Source organism: Streptomyces sp. MJM8645, assembly GCF_001625365.1.
Lineage (GTDB): Bacteria > Actinomycetota > Actinomycetes > Streptomycetales > Streptomycetaceae > Kitasatospora.
Map to the genome: position 1 here is coordinate 2,411,140 of NZ_LJJF01000001.1, position 14,002 is coordinate 2,425,141.

9 protein-coding genes are annotated in these 14,002 nt (G+C 72.3%); 5 read left to right on the plus strand and 4 right to left on the minus strand.

Annotation, left to right across the window (positions count from 1 at the left end):
* Positions 1–33: 33 nt before the first annotated feature.
* A complete protein-coding gene (locus tag A6F73_RS10335) occupies positions 34–2,043 on the minus strand; it encodes a long-chain fatty acid--CoA ligase (RefSeq protein ID WP_063347529.1) in 2,010 nt (669 codons plus the stop codon).
* 359 nt (positions 2,044–2,402) lie between these two features.
* Between A6F73_RS10335 and A6F73_RS10340 the strand changes: the two genes are divergently transcribed.
* On the plus strand, positions 2,403–4,136 hold the full coding sequence (locus A6F73_RS10340; protein WP_063347530.1) for an ABC transporter ATP-binding protein: 1,734 nt from the start codon (positions 2,403–2,405) through the stop codon (positions 4,134–4,136).
* Positions 4,137–4,375: 239 nt separating this feature from the next.
* The gene (locus A6F73_RS10345; protein ID WP_063351094.1) at positions 4,376–6,274 is read left to right on the plus strand and encodes an ABC transporter ATP-binding protein; all 1,899 of its coding nucleotides are present in this window, start codon (positions 4,376–4,378) and stop codon (positions 6,272–6,274) included.
* Positions 6,275–6,463: 189 nt separating this feature from the next.
* Here the strand turns inward: A6F73_RS10345 and lepA are convergent, their stop codons facing one another.
* Positions 6,464–8,332 (minus strand): translation elongation factor 4, encoded by a 1,869-nt coding sequence (gene lepA / locus A6F73_RS10350; protein ID WP_079135577.1) that lies wholly within the window; start codon positions 8,330–8,332, stop codon positions 6,464–6,466.
* A gap of 188 nt (positions 8,333–8,520) precedes the next feature.
* Between lepA and A6F73_RS10355 the strand changes: the two genes are divergently transcribed.
* Both A6F73_RS10355 and rpsT read left to right on the plus strand, forming a co-directional pair.
* Positions 8,521–8,826: an antibiotic biosynthesis monooxygenase gene (locus A6F73_RS10355; RefSeq protein ID WP_063347532.1), complete on the plus strand. Its 306-nt coding sequence runs from the start codon at positions 8,521–8,523 to the stop codon at positions 8,824–8,826.
* 174 nt (positions 8,827–9,000) lie between these two features.
* Positions 9,001–9,270 carry a 30S ribosomal protein S20 gene (gene rpsT, locus A6F73_RS10360; protein ID WP_063347533.1) on the plus strand — a complete coding sequence of 90 codons (270 nt, stop codon included), beginning with the start codon at positions 9,001–9,003 and terminating at the stop codon, positions 9,268–9,270.
* Positions 9,271–9,673: 403 nt separating this feature from the next.
* On the opposite strand, the gene holA is transcribed toward rpsT, so the two are convergent.
* On the minus strand, positions 9,674–10,672 hold the full coding sequence (gene holA, locus A6F73_RS10365) for a DNA polymerase III subunit delta (RefSeq protein WP_063347534.1): 999 nt from the start codon (positions 10,670–10,672) through the stop codon (positions 9,674–9,676).
* Positions 10,673–10,850: 178 nt separating this feature from the next.
* On the opposite strand from holA, the gene A6F73_RS10370 reads away from it, so the two are divergent.
* Entirely contained in the window at positions 10,851–11,144 is a 294-nt protein-coding gene (locus A6F73_RS10370) for a hypothetical protein (RefSeq protein WP_244293349.1), read from the plus strand.
* Positions 11,145–11,351: 207 nt separating this feature from the next.
* On the opposite strand, the gene A6F73_RS10375 is transcribed toward A6F73_RS10370, so the two are convergent.
* Positions 11,352–13,976, minus strand: coding sequence for a ComEC/Rec2 family competence protein (locus tag A6F73_RS10375; RefSeq protein ID WP_063347535.1), 2,625 nt, complete (start codon positions 13,974–13,976; stop codon positions 11,352–11,354).
* Between the last annotated feature and the right edge of the window lie 26 nt (positions 13,977–14,002).

The following is a 14,002-nucleotide window of genomic DNA, read 5'->3' on the forward strand; positions in this document are numbered from 1 at the left end:
CCGAACCGGTGAGCCGTACGGGGGCGGGGCCGATCAGGCCTCGTTGGCGCCCGCGTACATCGCGGTGACGGCGTCCGCGTAGGTCCGCTCGACCACCGGGCGCTTGATCTTCAGGCTCGGGGTGAGCTCGCCGTGCTCGATGTCGAGATCGCGCGGCAGCAAGTGGAACTTCTTGATCGTCTGCCAGCGCTGGAGGTCGGCGTTGAGCCGCTTGACGAAGCCCTCGATCAGCTGGTGCACCTGCGGGTCGGCGGTCACCTCGGCGTAGGACTTGCCCTTCAGCCCGTGCTCGGCGGCCCACGGCATGATGACCGCCTCGTCCAGGCCGATCAACGCGGTGCAGAAGTTGCGGCCGTTGCCGATCACGAGGATGTTGCTGACGAACGGGCAGACCGCCTTGAACCTGCCCTCGACCTCGCTGGGCGCGACGTACTTGCCGCCGGAGGTCTTGAACAGGTCCTTCTTGCGGTCGGTTATCCGCAGGAAGCCGTCGGGGCCGAGCTCGCCGATGTCCTCGGTGTGGAACCAGCCGTCGGCCTCCAGCACCTCGGCGGTCTTCTCGGGCAGGTCGTGGTAGCCGCGCATGACGCCGGGGCCGCGCAGCAGGATCTCGCCGTCCTCGGCGATCCGGACCTCGGTGCCGGGCAGCGGGCGGCCCACGGTGCCGATCCGGATGTCCTCCTCACGGTTGACGCAGGAGCCGGCGCTGGTCTCGCTGAGGCCGTAGCCCTCCAGGATCGGCACGCCGGCGCCGAGGAAGAAGTAGCCGATCTCGGGCGCGAGCGCGGCGCTGCCGGAGACGGCGCCGCGCAGCCGGCCGCCGAAGGCCGCGCGGATCTTGGCGTAGACCAGCTTGTCGGCCAGGCCGTGCTGGAGCCTGAGGCCCAGCGGGGCGGTGCCGGCACCGGTGGCGATCCGGCTCTCCTGGACGGCGCGGGCGTGCTCGCGGGCGACCTTGGCGGCCCACCGGAAGATCTTGTACTTGGCGCCGCCCTCGGCCCGGGCCCGGCCGGCGATGCCGTTGTAGACCTTCTCGAAGATGCGCGGCGCCGAGGCCATCACGGTCGGCCGGATGACCGGCAGGTTGTGGATGATCCGGTCGACCCGGCCGTCCACGGCCATCACGTGGCCGGTGGCGATCTGGCCGGAGATCAGCGTCTTGCCGAACACGTGCGACAGCGGCAGCCACATGAACTGGACGTCGTCGGAGCGCAGCAGCCCGCTGGCCTCCTGGGCCCGGGCCTCGTACGCCCAGCAGTCGTGCACCAGGCGCACGCCCTTGGGGCGGCCGGTGGTGCCGGAGGTGTAGATGAGGGTGGCCAGCTGCTCCTTGTCGAGCGCGGCGACGGTCTTCTCGACCGCGTCCGGGTGCTGCTCCAGGTACTCGGCGCCGCGCTGCTCCAGCTCGGCGAGGGTGAGCACGGTGAGGGCGTTCAGGCCCTCGGCCTCGGGGGTACTGGCCCCTGGGGCGCCCGCCTCGGCGGCATCAGTCCCAGCGGCGTCACTCCCGGCGGCGTCGGCCTCGGGGGCGTCGGCCTCGGGGGCGTCGAAGAGGATGACGGTCCGCAGCTCGGGCAGCTGTCCGAGCTGGTCGACGGCCTTGGCGAGTTGGGCGGAGTTCTCCGCGAACAGCGCCCTGGAACCGGAGTTGGAGAGGATGAACGCGGTCTCGTCGGCGTTGGTGCTGGGATAGACGGTCGTGGTGGCGGCACCCGCGCACATGTTCCCGAGGTCGGCGATGATCCATTCGAGCCGGGTGGAGGAGGCGAGCGCCACCCGGTCCTCCGGCTGGATGCCGAGCGCCATCAGCCCGGCGGCCACCGCCTTGACCCGGGCCGCGGTCTGCGCCCAGGTCAGCGAGCGCCACTGCTCGGCGCCGGGGGCGCTGTCCGCGGCGTGCTCGTCGACCGGGGCCGGGTAGCGGTAGGCCTCGGCGTTCGGGGTGGCGGCGACCCGCTCCAGGAAGAGGTGGGCGACGGAGGCGGGACGCCCGGCGACCAAGTCGGCACTGCCGGAGTCGATCAGGGACTGCGCGGAACTCAACGAGGACCTCCGGGGGCGGGTGGCCGTCTGAGGGATGGTTTCGGCGCCCGTGGGGGGCGGTCGCCGGGCCCCCGGTCAACCCTGGCGATACCGGCGAGTAACAAGGGGGCAATCAGCAGCCTAGGGGGAAACCGGTCATTCCGTAAGAGGGCGGGGCCCGGCCGGCACACCACCGCACCACCGGTGCCCGACGACGACTCCGCCCCGCGCCCCGGTGAACCCCTGCAACCGGGCCCGCCGTACGGTTCGGCAAAGGACTGGGCAAACCTGCGGTCCACAACTCGTGAATCTCCTGTACGAGTCCACCAAAGAACGAGAATCGGGATGCGAATCCACCCGTCGACGACAAGAGTGTGCCAGTGCTGATCAGACTTCTCAGGGCGTACCTGCGCCCGTACTCCCGACCGATCGCGCTGCTCGTGGGGCTCCAACTGGTGTCCACCCTGGCGGCGCTCTACCTGCCGACGCTCAACGCCGACATCATCGACGACGGCGTGGTCAAGGGCGACACCGGCTACATCCTGCAAGTGGGCGGGGTGATGATCGGCATCACCCTGGTCCAGGCGCTCTGCTCGATCGGCGCCGTCTACTACGGATCCCGCACCGCCATGGCCTTCGGCCGGGACGTCCGCGCCGCCGTCTTCGACCGGGTGCAGAGCTTCTCCGCCCGCGAGGTCGGCCAGTTCGGCGCCCCCTCGCTGATCACCCGCACCACCAACGACGTCCAACAGGTCCAGATGCTGGCCCTGATGAGCTTCACGCTCATGGTGGCCGCCCCGATCATGTGCGTCGGCGGCATCATCATGGCCCTCAACCAGGACGTGCCGCTGTCCGGCCTGCTGCTCGCGGTCATCCCGCTGCTCGGCGCCGTCGTCCTCCTCCTGGTCCGCTCGCTGCGCCCCAAGTTCCGCAGCATGCAGACCCGGATCGACACCGTGAACCGGGTCCTGCGCGAGCAGATCACCGGCATCCGGGTCATCCGCGCCTTCGTCAAGGACGACCACGAGCAGGCCCGCTTCGCCAAGGCCAACGGGGACCTCACCGACACCGCCCTCCAGGTCGGCCGGCTGATGTCGTTCATGTTCCCGGCCGTGATGCTGGTCGTGAACGTCTCCAGCGTCGCCGTGCTCTGGTTCGGCGCCCACCGGATCGACAACGGCGGCATGCAGATCGGCGCGCTCACCGCCTTCCTCTCCTACCTGATGCAGATCCTGATGAGCGTCATGATGGCCACCTTCATGTTCATGATGGTGCCGCGCGCCGAGGTCTGCGCCGAGCGCATCGAGGAGGTCCTCGGCACCTCCTCCAGCGTCGTCCCGCCCGCCGCGCCGATCACCGAGGTGCTGCGCCGCGGCAACCTGGAACTGCGCGACGTCGACTTCCGCTACCCCGGCGCCGAGGCCTCGGTGCTGCGCGGCATCGCCATCACCGCCCGCCCCGGCGAGACCACCGCCGTCATCGGATCCACCGGCAGCGGCAAGTCCACCCTGCTCGGACTCGTACCCCGACTGTTCGACGCCACCTCCGGCCAGGTCCTGCTCGACGGCGTCGACGTGCGCGAACTCGCCCCCGAGACGATCGCCGAGAGCGTCGGCCTCGTCCCGCAGAAGCCCTACCTGTTCTCCGGCACCGTCGCCAGCAACCTCCGCTACGGCCGGCCCGACGCCACCGACGAGGAGCTCTGGCACGCCCTGGAGATCGCCCAGGCCAAGGACTTCGTCGAGGAACTGGCCGAAGGCCTGGACGCCCCGATCGCCCAGGGCGGCGGCAACGTCTCCGGCGGCCAGCGCCAACGCCTGGCCATCGCCCGGGCCCTGGTCCGCCAGCCCGACGTCTACCTGTTCGACGACTCCTTCTCGGCGCTCGACTACGCCACCGACGCCAGGCTGCGCAAGGCCCTCGCCCGCGAGACCTCCGACGCCACCGTGCTGATCGTCGCCCAGCGCGTCTCCACCATCCGCGACGCCGACCGGATCATCGTCCTCGACGAAGGCGCGGTCGTCGGCACCGGCACCCACCACGAACTGATGGCCGACAACCCGACGTACCGGGAGATCGTGCTCTCCCAGCTCACCGAGCAGGAGGCGGCGTGACCACCCCCGGCAAGCCCGACGCGGACACCAGGACCGCGGACACCGCGACAGCGGACACCAGGACCGCGGACACCGCGACAGCGGACCCCGAGGCCGCGGACACCAGAACCGCGGACCCCGAGACCACGGACACCACACAGCCCGACCCGGACACCAAGGCCGCGGACCCCGCCGACGAACTGCCCAGCGACTCGCAGGCCGCCGCCGCCCGCCGCGGCCCCGCCGGACCGGGCCGCTTCATGGGCGGCCAGGGCACCGAGAAGTCCATGGACTTCAAGGGCTCCGGCAAGCGGCTGCTCGCCCTGCTGCGCCCCGAACGCAACCTGATCTCCGGCGTGCTGGCCCTCGGCGTGCTCAGCATCGGCTGCGCCGTCACCGGCCCCAAGGTCCTCGGCAACGCCACCGACCTGATCTTCGCCGGCGTCGTCGGCGCCCGCTTCGAACCCGGCACCTCCAAGGCGCAGATCGTCGAGGGGCTGCGCGCCCACGGCGAGGGCGGCGTCGCCGGCCTGCTCTCCTCGGTGGACTTCACCCCCGGCCAGGGCATGGACTTCGGCGCCATCGGCACCGTCCTGCTCTGGGTGCTGGTCATCTACCTCGCCTCCGCCCTGTTCGGCATCGTCCAGGGCCGGCTGGCCACCACGGCGATCCAGCGGGCCGGCTACCGGCTGCGCCAAGACGTCGAGGCCAAAATCGCCCGACTGCCGCTCAGCTACTTCGACAAGCAGCCGCGCGGCGAGGTGCTCAGCCGGGTCACCAACGACATCGACAACATCAGCCAGTCCATGCAGCAGACCATGGGACAGGTCGTCAACTCGCTGCTCACCGTGGTCGGCGTGCTGGCCATGATGTTCTGGATCTCCCCGCTGCTGGCGACGATCGCCCTGGTCTCGGTGCCGCTGTCGGTGGCCGTCGCCGCCAAGGTCGGCAAGCGGGCGCAGCCCCAGTTCGTCCAGCAGTGGAAGTCCACCGGCCAACTCAACGCGCACATCGAGGAGATGTACACCGGCCACACCCTGGTCAAGGTGTTCGGCCGCCAGCGCGAGTCCGCCGAGACCTTCCGCGAGCACAACGAGGCGCTGTACACCTCCAGCTTCCGGGCGCAGTTCATCTCCGGGATCATCCAGCCCGCGATGATGCTGATCGGCAACCTGCAGTACGTGCTGGTCGCGGTCGTCGGCGGCCTGCGGGTGGCCAGCGGCGCGCTGTCCATCGGCGACGTGCAGGCGTTCATCCAGTACTCGCGGCAGTTCAGCCAGCCACTCACCCAGGTCGCCAGCATGGCCAACCTGGTGCAGTCCGGGGTCGCCTCCGCCGAGCGCGTCTTCGAGCTGCTGGACGCCCCCGAGCAGACCCCCGAACCGGCCGTGTCCGAGCGGCCCGACACCATCCACGGCCGGGTCGCCTTCCAGGACGTGTCCTTCCGCTACGACCCCGAGAAGCCGCTCATCGAGGACCTCTCGCTCAAGGTCGAACCCGGCCAGACCGTCGCCATCGTCGGCCCCACCGGCGCCGGCAAGACCACCCTGGTCAACCTCCTGATGCGGTTCTACGAGGTCAGCTCCGGACGCATCACCCTCGACGGGGTCGACGTCTCCGCGATGTCCCGCGAGGACCTGCGCTCCGGCATCGGCATGGTGCTCCAGGACACCTGGCTGTTCGGCGGCACCATCGCCGACAACATCGCCTACGGCGCCCAGGGAGCCACCCGCGAGCAGGTCGTCGAGGCCGCCAAGGCCGCCCACGTCGACCGCTTCGTGCGCACCCTGCCGGACGGCTACGACACCGTCATCGACGACGACGGCGCCGGGGTCAGCGCGGGCGAGAAGCAGCTGATCACCATCGCCCGGGCGTTCCTCGCCCAGCCGTCGATCCTCGTCCTGGACGAGGCGACCAGCTCCGTCGACACCCGCACCGAGGTGCTGATCCAGCGGGCCATGGCCCGGCTGCGCACCGGCCGCACCAGCTTCGTGATCGCGCACCGGCTCTCCACCATCCGGGACGCCGACGTGATCCTGGTGATGGAGAACGGCTCGATCGTCGAACAGGGCTCGCACGACGAGCTGATCGCCGCGCACGGCGCCTACGCGCGGCTGTACCAGGCGCAGTTCGCGGAGGCCGTGGCCGAGGTGGACTGACCGTCGCACACCGCCGGTGCCGAGCCGGGGCGGGCCCGAACCGCCCCGGCTCCTCGTCCGCGGCGCGCTGCGGCGGCGGAAGCTGCGGTGGTCCGCTCCGGCGGGGAAGCTGCGGCGGCCCGCTCCGGTGGAGAGAACGAGGAGGGGCCCGGGCGGTTGTCCGCCCGGGCCCCTCTCACGCGCCTGTGGTTACTTCTTTTCCTTCGGCGCCTCGGCGTCGGTGGACAGCGCGGCGATGAAGGCCTCCTGCGGGACCTCCACGCGGCCGACCATCTTCATCCGCTTCTTGCCTTCCTTCTGCTTCTCCAGCAGCTTGCGCTTGCGCGAGATGTCACCGCCGTAGCACTTGGCGAGGACGTCCTTGCGGATCGCGCGGACCGTCTCACGGGCGATCACCCGGGAGCCGATGGCCGCCTGGATCGGCACCTCGAACTGCTGGCGCGGGATCAGCTTCTGCAGCTTGCCCGCCATCATCACGCCGTAGCCGTAGGCCTTGTCCTTGTGCACGATCGCGGAGAAGGCGTCCACCGCGTCGCCGTGCAGCAGGATGTCGACCTTCACCAGCTGGGCGGACTGCTCGCCGATGGGCTCGTAGTCGAGCGAGGCGTAGCCGCGGGTCTTGGACTTCAGCTGGTCGAAGAAGTCGAAGACGATCTCGGCGAGCGGCAGGGTGTAGCGCAGCTCGACCCGGTCCTCGGACAGGTAGTCCATGCCCTGGAGGTTGCCGCGGCGGGACTGGCAGAGCTCCATGATCGCGCCGACGAACTCGTTGGGCGCCAGGATGGTGCCGCGCACGACCGGCTCGTACACCTCGGCAAGCTTGCCGGTCGGGAACTCGCTCGGGTTGGTGACGATGTGCTCGGTGCCGTCCTCCATGACCACCCGGTAGACCACGTTCGGGGCGGTGGAGATCAGGTCGAGGTTGAACTCGCGCTCCAGGCGCTCCCGGATGATCTCCAGGTGCAGCAGGCCGAGGAAGCCGCAGCGGTAGCCGAAGCCGAGCGCGACCGAGGTCTCCGGCTCGTACACCAGCGCGGCATCGTTCAGCCGCAGCTTGTCCAGGGCGTCGCGCAGCAGCGGGTAGTCCGAGCCGTCCAGCGGGTACAGGCCGGAGAACACCATCGGGCGCGGCTCCTTGTAGCCGCCCAGCGCCTCGGTCGCACCCTTGTGCATCGAGGTGATGGTGTCACCCACCTTGGACTGCCGGACGTCCTTCACGCCGGTGATGATGTAGCCCACCTCGCCGACGCCCAGGCCGTCGGCGACCTTCGGCTCGGGCGAGATGACGCCGATCTCCAGCAGCTCGTGGGTGGCGCCGGTGGACATCATCGCGATCCGCTCGCGCTTGGTGAGCTGCCCGTCCACGACACGCACGTAGGTGACCACGCCGCGGTAGGAGTCGTACACCGAGTCGAAGATCATCGCGCGGGCCGGGGCGTCCTTGACGCCGACCGGGGCCGGGATGGTGTTGACGATGTGGTCCAGCAGGTCCTCGACGCCGAGGCCGGTCTTGGCGCTGACCTGCAGCACGTCCGAGGGGTCGCAGCCGATGATGTGCGCGATCTCCGCCGCGTACTTCTCCGGCTGGGCGGCCGGCAGGTCGATCTTGTTCAGCACCGGGACGATCGTGAGGTCGTTCTCCAGCGCCAGGTACAGGTTGGCGAGGGTCTGCGCCTCGATGCCCTGGGCCGCGTCGACCACCAGGATGGTGCCCTCGCAGGCCGCGAGGGAGCGGGACACCTCGTACGTGAAGTCCACGTGGCCGGGGGTGTCGATCATGTTGAGGATGTGCGTCGTCCCGGCATTCGGACCGGTCTTCGGCGCCCACGGGAGGCGGACCGCCTGCGACTTGATGGTGATGCCGCGCTCGCGCTCGATGTCCATGCGGTCGAGGTACTGGGCGCGCATCTGCCGCGGGTCGACGACGCCGGTGATCTGCAGCATCCGGTCTGCGAGCGTCGACTTGCCGTGGTCGATGTGGGCGATGATGCAGAAGTTGCGGATCAGCGCCGGGTCGGTACGGCTGGGCTCTGGCACATTGCTGGGGGTCGCGGGCACCTTGGTCCGATTCTCCGTTGGTCCGGGGCCGGGGGTGTCCTGGTCATCGCTGACCGGTTTTCCCGGGGACCGGACAGTCTCGTCCGATCGAAATAGTTCCTCCCATCTTCCCACGACCACGGCGCGGACCGCCGTTCGGTCCGCCCGGACCTTCTCCGGGCCCGCGCCAGGCGGCAGGATGACACCCCGTGATCCTCGAAAGCGCCCTGCTCGACGTCCTGCCCGGACAGGAGGACGAGTTCCTCGCCGCCTTCGCCGAGGCCCGGCCCCTGATCGCCGTCCAACAGGGCTTCCGCTCCCTGCACCTGCGGCGCTGCCTCGACGAAGGACGCGGCTCGCGATTCCTCCTCCAGGTGGAATGGGAGACGCTCGCGGACCACACCGAGGGCTTCCGCCGCTCAGCCGAGTACCGGCAGTGGCGGGAACTGCTGCACCGCTTCTACCGGCCGTTCCCGGAGGTCGAGCACTACGGGGAGCCGGTGCTCAGTACGTAGCCGACCCACTACTGCGCAGGCGACCCGCCGTGGGGCCGGGCTCCCGGTTTGGGGCGGGTGGCGGGCCCCTGGTAGCGTGGACTGCTGCACCTGGCCCCGGCATGCCCTCTCAGCTGCCCGGCGGCCGCGCGGTGCAGCCCGTTCAATCCTTTTAGACAAGACTGAGGCTCCTTCGTGGCGAACATCAAGTCCCAGATCAAGCGCAACAAGACCAACGAGAAGGCGCGCCTGCGCAACAAGGCCGTCAAGTCCTCGCTGAAGACCGCCCTGCGCAAGGCCCGCGAGGCCGCTGCCGCCGGCGAGACCGAGAAGGCCACCGTGCTGGCCCGCGCCGCCTCCAAGGCGCTGGACAAGGCCGTGAGCAAGGGCGTCATCCACGCCAACCAGGCCGCCAACAAGAAGTCGGCCATCACCAAGCGCGTCAACACGGCCGCCCAGGCCTGACGCCCCGGGGGCCTCGGCCCCCACCGCCTCGGGACGGACCCGGCCCTCTACCCGGACCCCTGAGGCGCGTGAGACTCGCACCGCACGCGGCCTGCGTTCGCCACGCGGGTGCGGTGTACGAAGCAGTACGACAGGCGCCGCAGTCGGCCTCTCTCCAGAGGCCCACTGCGGCGCCTGTCGCGTTCCGCGGCCCGACCGCTGTCGTCGGTCACGCGCGGGCGGGGCTCCGGAGCCCCGGCGGCGCTGCGGGCCGGCGCCTGGGGGACCGTCCGCTCGATGGGCACGTAGGCGGTGGCACGTAGGCGGTGGCACGTAGGCGGTGGCAGGTGGGTCGGCAAGTAGCCGGGTAGCCGGGTAGCCGGGTCCGGCTCGTCCCGGGTCCGGTTCGGTGGCCGCGCCGCCGTCAGTACGCCGGGCGGGACCCGGCCCGGGCCGCCCGGGCGACGGCCACCACCGCGCGCTCCAGCGCAAAGGCCGGATCGTCCGAGCCGCCCTTGACGGCGGCGTCGGCCTGGGCGATCGCGGTCAGCGCGGTGGCCACCCCGTCGCCCGTCCAACCGCGCATCTGCTGGCGCACCCGATCGACCTTCCACGGCGGCATGCCCAACTCGCGGGCCAGGTCCGCCGGACGCATGTTCCGCCCGGTGGTCGCCAGCCGCCCGATGCTGCGCACGCCGGAGGCCAGTGCGTAGGTGATGCCGGTCGGCGGCTGGCCCACCGCCAGCGCCCAGCGCAGCCGCTCCAGCGCCTCCGCGGCCCGGCCGGTGACCGCCAGATCGGCCACCTCGAAGCCCGTCGCCTCGGCCCGGCCGCTGTAGTAGCGGGCCACCACCGTCTCGTCGATCGCGCCCTCGACGTCCGAGGTCAGCTGGCTGCACGCGGCCGCCAGCTCGCGCAGGTCGCTGCCGAGCGAGTCCAGCAGGGCCTGGCAGGCCTCCGGTGTGGCCGAGCGGCCCAGCGTACGGAACTCGCCCCGGACGAAGGCCAGCCGCTCGTTCGCCTTGGTCAGCTTCGCGCACGCCACCTCGCGACCGCCCGCCTTGCGCCCGGCGTCCAGCAGGCCCTTGCCCTTGGCCCCGCCCGCGTGCGCCAGCACCATGATCACTTCTTCGGCCGGCGCCTCGATGTACGCCTTGACCTCCTTCACCGAGTCGGCGGAGAGGTCCTGCGCGGCCCGCACCACGATCACCTTGCGCTCGGCGAACAGCGACGGCGTGGTCAGCTCGGCCAGGCTGCCCGGCTGCAGGCTGCCGGGCGGCAGATCCCGCACGTCGGTGTCCGGGTCCGCCGCCTTCGCCGCCGCCACCACCTGGGCGACCGCGCGGTCCAGCAGCAGCTCCTCCTGGCCGACCGCGAGGGTCAGCGGGGCGAGCAGGTCGTCGGGTGCACTCTTCCTGGCCATCGCCTACCAGCATCCCACGGGGCGCGGACACTCCCGCCCGGGGCGACCCCCGCCCCCGGCCCCGCCCGGCCCTGCCCGGTCCCGCCCGGTCCCGCCTCTCCAGCCCGACCTGCCCGACCCGGCCCGCCCGACCCGACCTGCCCGACCGCGCCGATCACCCGACCTGGAGAATGGTCCGGTGACCGAGAACCACACCACCGACCTGCCGGACGTCAACGACCCGCACGCCCGGCAACTGCTCGTCCTGCCCGACCGCGACGCCGCCGAGGACGCCTCCGAGGAGCTCAGCGCCGCCCACCCCGACCTCGGCGAGCTCGACCTCGTCCGGGACGCCCTGGCCGGCGAGGACGACGCCGAGGACGCCCAGTGGCTGGTCGTCGTCGAGCCCCCGGAGGAGGGCTGGACCCCGGCCCTGCTGCGCGCCCTCGACGCTCTCGCCGTCGAGCACGAGGGCTGGCGCGAGGAAGGCTGACCCGGCCGGCCCTTCCACCAGCTCGCGTTCGACGGTCGAGCGCGACGCACCACCGCAGGTGCCCGTACTTCGGCGCGCTCCGGGCGGGGCCCGGAGCGCGCCGCAATCGTTCTCCGGGCCCCGCCCCGCCCCCCCGCCCCCTCCCTCCTCCCCACCCCAACCCCTTTCCCTTCCCCACCTGATGGCTGGGAGGAGAGGAGGGCGGGGTCAGCCGGGCGGGGCTCGCGGGGTGTGCGAGCCCCGCCCGGTACGGGAGGCGGGCGCTCCGTCCGCAGCGTGCGAGCGGGGCTTGCGCGCCTCGTGCGCCGCCTGCGGGTGCACGGACACCCCGAGGACGGCCGGCGAGCCGCCCGTCACCGCGATGTCGCCCACCCGATCGGTGCGCAGCACGCTCGCACCCAGCGCGCGCAGCCGGTCCACCGTCCGCACGGACGGATGCCCGTACGCGTTTCCCTCGCCGCACGAGATCAATGCCAGCCGGGGACGCAACGCACCGGTCAAAGCCCAGTCCTGATGCGCCGATCCGTGGTGCGCCACCTTCAGGACGTCCACCCGCCCCAACCGGCCCAGCAGCGCCGACTGGGCAGGCGGTTCGAGGTCCCCGAGCAACGCCATCCGCAGTCCGCCCGCCACCGACACCACCAGCGCGACGCTCGCGTTGTTCGCCCCCGGGGCCTCGACAGCCGCCCCGGCGTCGGGCCAGACCACCTCCCAGGACAACCCCGGGCCCGCCGAGCGCCGTTCACCGCGCCCCGCGCGCAGCAGCGGGACTCCGGCACCGACCGCCCAGCCCGCCACCCGGGCCGCCTCACCCGGTGGATCGTCCAGGGTCGTGCCCTCGATCGCTCCGACCCGGCGGCCCCGGACCACCCCCGGCACACCCTCGACGTGATCGGCGTGGAAGTGCGTCACCACCAACAGCGGCACTTCCGTGATACCCAGATCCCGCAGGCACCTGTCGGCGGCGTTCGGATCCGGCCCCGCATCGACCACCACCGCGCTGTCCGGTGCACCGGCCGCGAGCACCAGCATGTCCCCTTGTCCCACGTCGCACATCACCATCCGCCACCCCGGCGGCGGCCAGCCGGTCGCGATCCGGGTGAGCTGCGGTGGCCGCAGCAGCACGGCCAGCAGGACCACGAGCAGCACCCCCGTCACCAGCCCCCGTACCCACCGCCGCCGGGCGCGGACGGGCTTGCCGGACGGCGCTCGCCGTGGCAGCAGGAGCGGCATCACCCAGCAGGCCGCCAGGGTGGCCAGCGCGACCGTCGCCGTCCCGAACCACCCGCCCGGCCAGGAGAGTTGGCCGCCCGGAAGTTCGGCGCCGCGCCGCGCCACCAGGGCGAGCCAGCCGACCGGCACTCCGGCCGGCTCCGCGAGCAGGCGGGCCAGGTCCGGGAGGAGCGGCTGCAGCACGAGCACCCCGAAGCCGAGCAGGGTCGCCGGAGCCACCGCCAGTTCGGCCAGCAGGTTGCACGGGATCGCGTCCAGGCTGACGTGCCCGGACAGCACCACCGTCACCGGCGCGCACAGGGCCTGGGCGGCGGCCGTCGCCGCCAGGGCACCCGCCAGGTGGTGCGGCCAGCGCCGGGACCGCAGCGCCTCGGCCCAGTGCGGCCCGAGGACGAGCAGCCCGGCCGTGGCGAGCACCGAGAGCAGGAATCCGAAGGAACGCGCCAGGAACGGGTCGAGCAGGACGAGCACCAGGACCGCCCCGGCGAGCGCGGGCACCGCCTGCCGGGGCCGGCCGGTGGCCAGCGCGAGCATGCCGATCAGCCCCGTCCCGGCCGCGCGCAGCACGCTGGGCTCCGGCCGGCAGACGGCGACGAAGGCCAGCGTCAGCGCAGTCCCGAGCAACGCGCTGGTGTGCAACGAGAGCCCCAGCAGCGCGGCCAGCCCGCGCCGTTCCGGGGTGCCGGCCTGCCCCGGGGCGCCCAGCAGCGCGCCGAGGACGATCGCCAGGTTGGCCCCGCTCACCGCCACCAGGTGCACCAGGTCGGTGGCCCGGAAGGCATCCTCAAGGTCGTCGGGCAGTCGCGAGGTGTCCCCCACGACCAGGCCCGGGAGCAGTCCGCGCGCGTCCGGCGGGAGCCCGTCGCTGGCCGTGCGCAGACCGGCACGCAGCCGCCCGGCGATCCGCTGCGGCAGGTTCGGCGGCGCGAGGCGGCGGGGCGGGCCGTGGACGACCAGCAGCGCCGCGCACTCGGTGTCGTAGCCGTCTCCCGCGGGCCGCACCTCGGCCTCCACCACCAGCCGCTCCGACGGGAGCAGCCCCTGCCAGGGCCCGGATTCCGCGCCCCGGACCATGACGGTCACCGGGGTTCGCGTCCGGGTACTGCGCCCGTCCGGCAGGAGCGTGACCCGGTCGGCCACCGCGTCGACGGTGAGGAGGGTCTGCCCGCCGGTGGTACCGCCCCGGGCCGCGTGGGACTTCGGGTCCCCCGCGACGGTCAGCTCCGCCTCCACCACCCGAGCGGGCTCGCCCGGGGATCGCGGCGGGGCGTGCTCGGCCGCTCGGACGAGCTCCGGCAGCGGCCCCCGGTGCAGATCGGCGGTGTGCAGCGGGGTGGCCACCGCGGCGGCGGCTCCGGTGAGCAGGACGGCGGCCAAGGTCACCGCCGCTGCGCGTCGGCGTGGGAGCGCGGGCCTGACGAGCAGCAGGACGGCCGCCAGTGCGGCGGCACCCGCCAGGCCGAAGGCGAGGACGTCGTACCCCGGCTCCAGGCCGAGGAGCGCGGCCGTCACCACCCAGGCCGAGACGGCGGGAAGCAGCAGCCGGAAGTCGGCACCGGTGGAGCGGTTCGGCAGGTTCGGTTCGATGGTGGCGGGCACGGCGGTACCTCCCTTCGGCGGGTGGC

Bases quoted from the DNA above. Each gene is read 5' to 3' on its own strand.
- A6F73_RS10345 (WP_063351094.1), top strand. From the start codon at position 4,376: ATGGGCGGCCAGGGCACCGAGAAGTCCATGGACTTCAAGGGCTCCGGC.
- holA (WP_063347534.1), bottom strand. From the start codon at position 10,672: ATGGCCAGGAAGAGTGCACCCGACGACCTGCTCGCCCCGCTGACCCTC.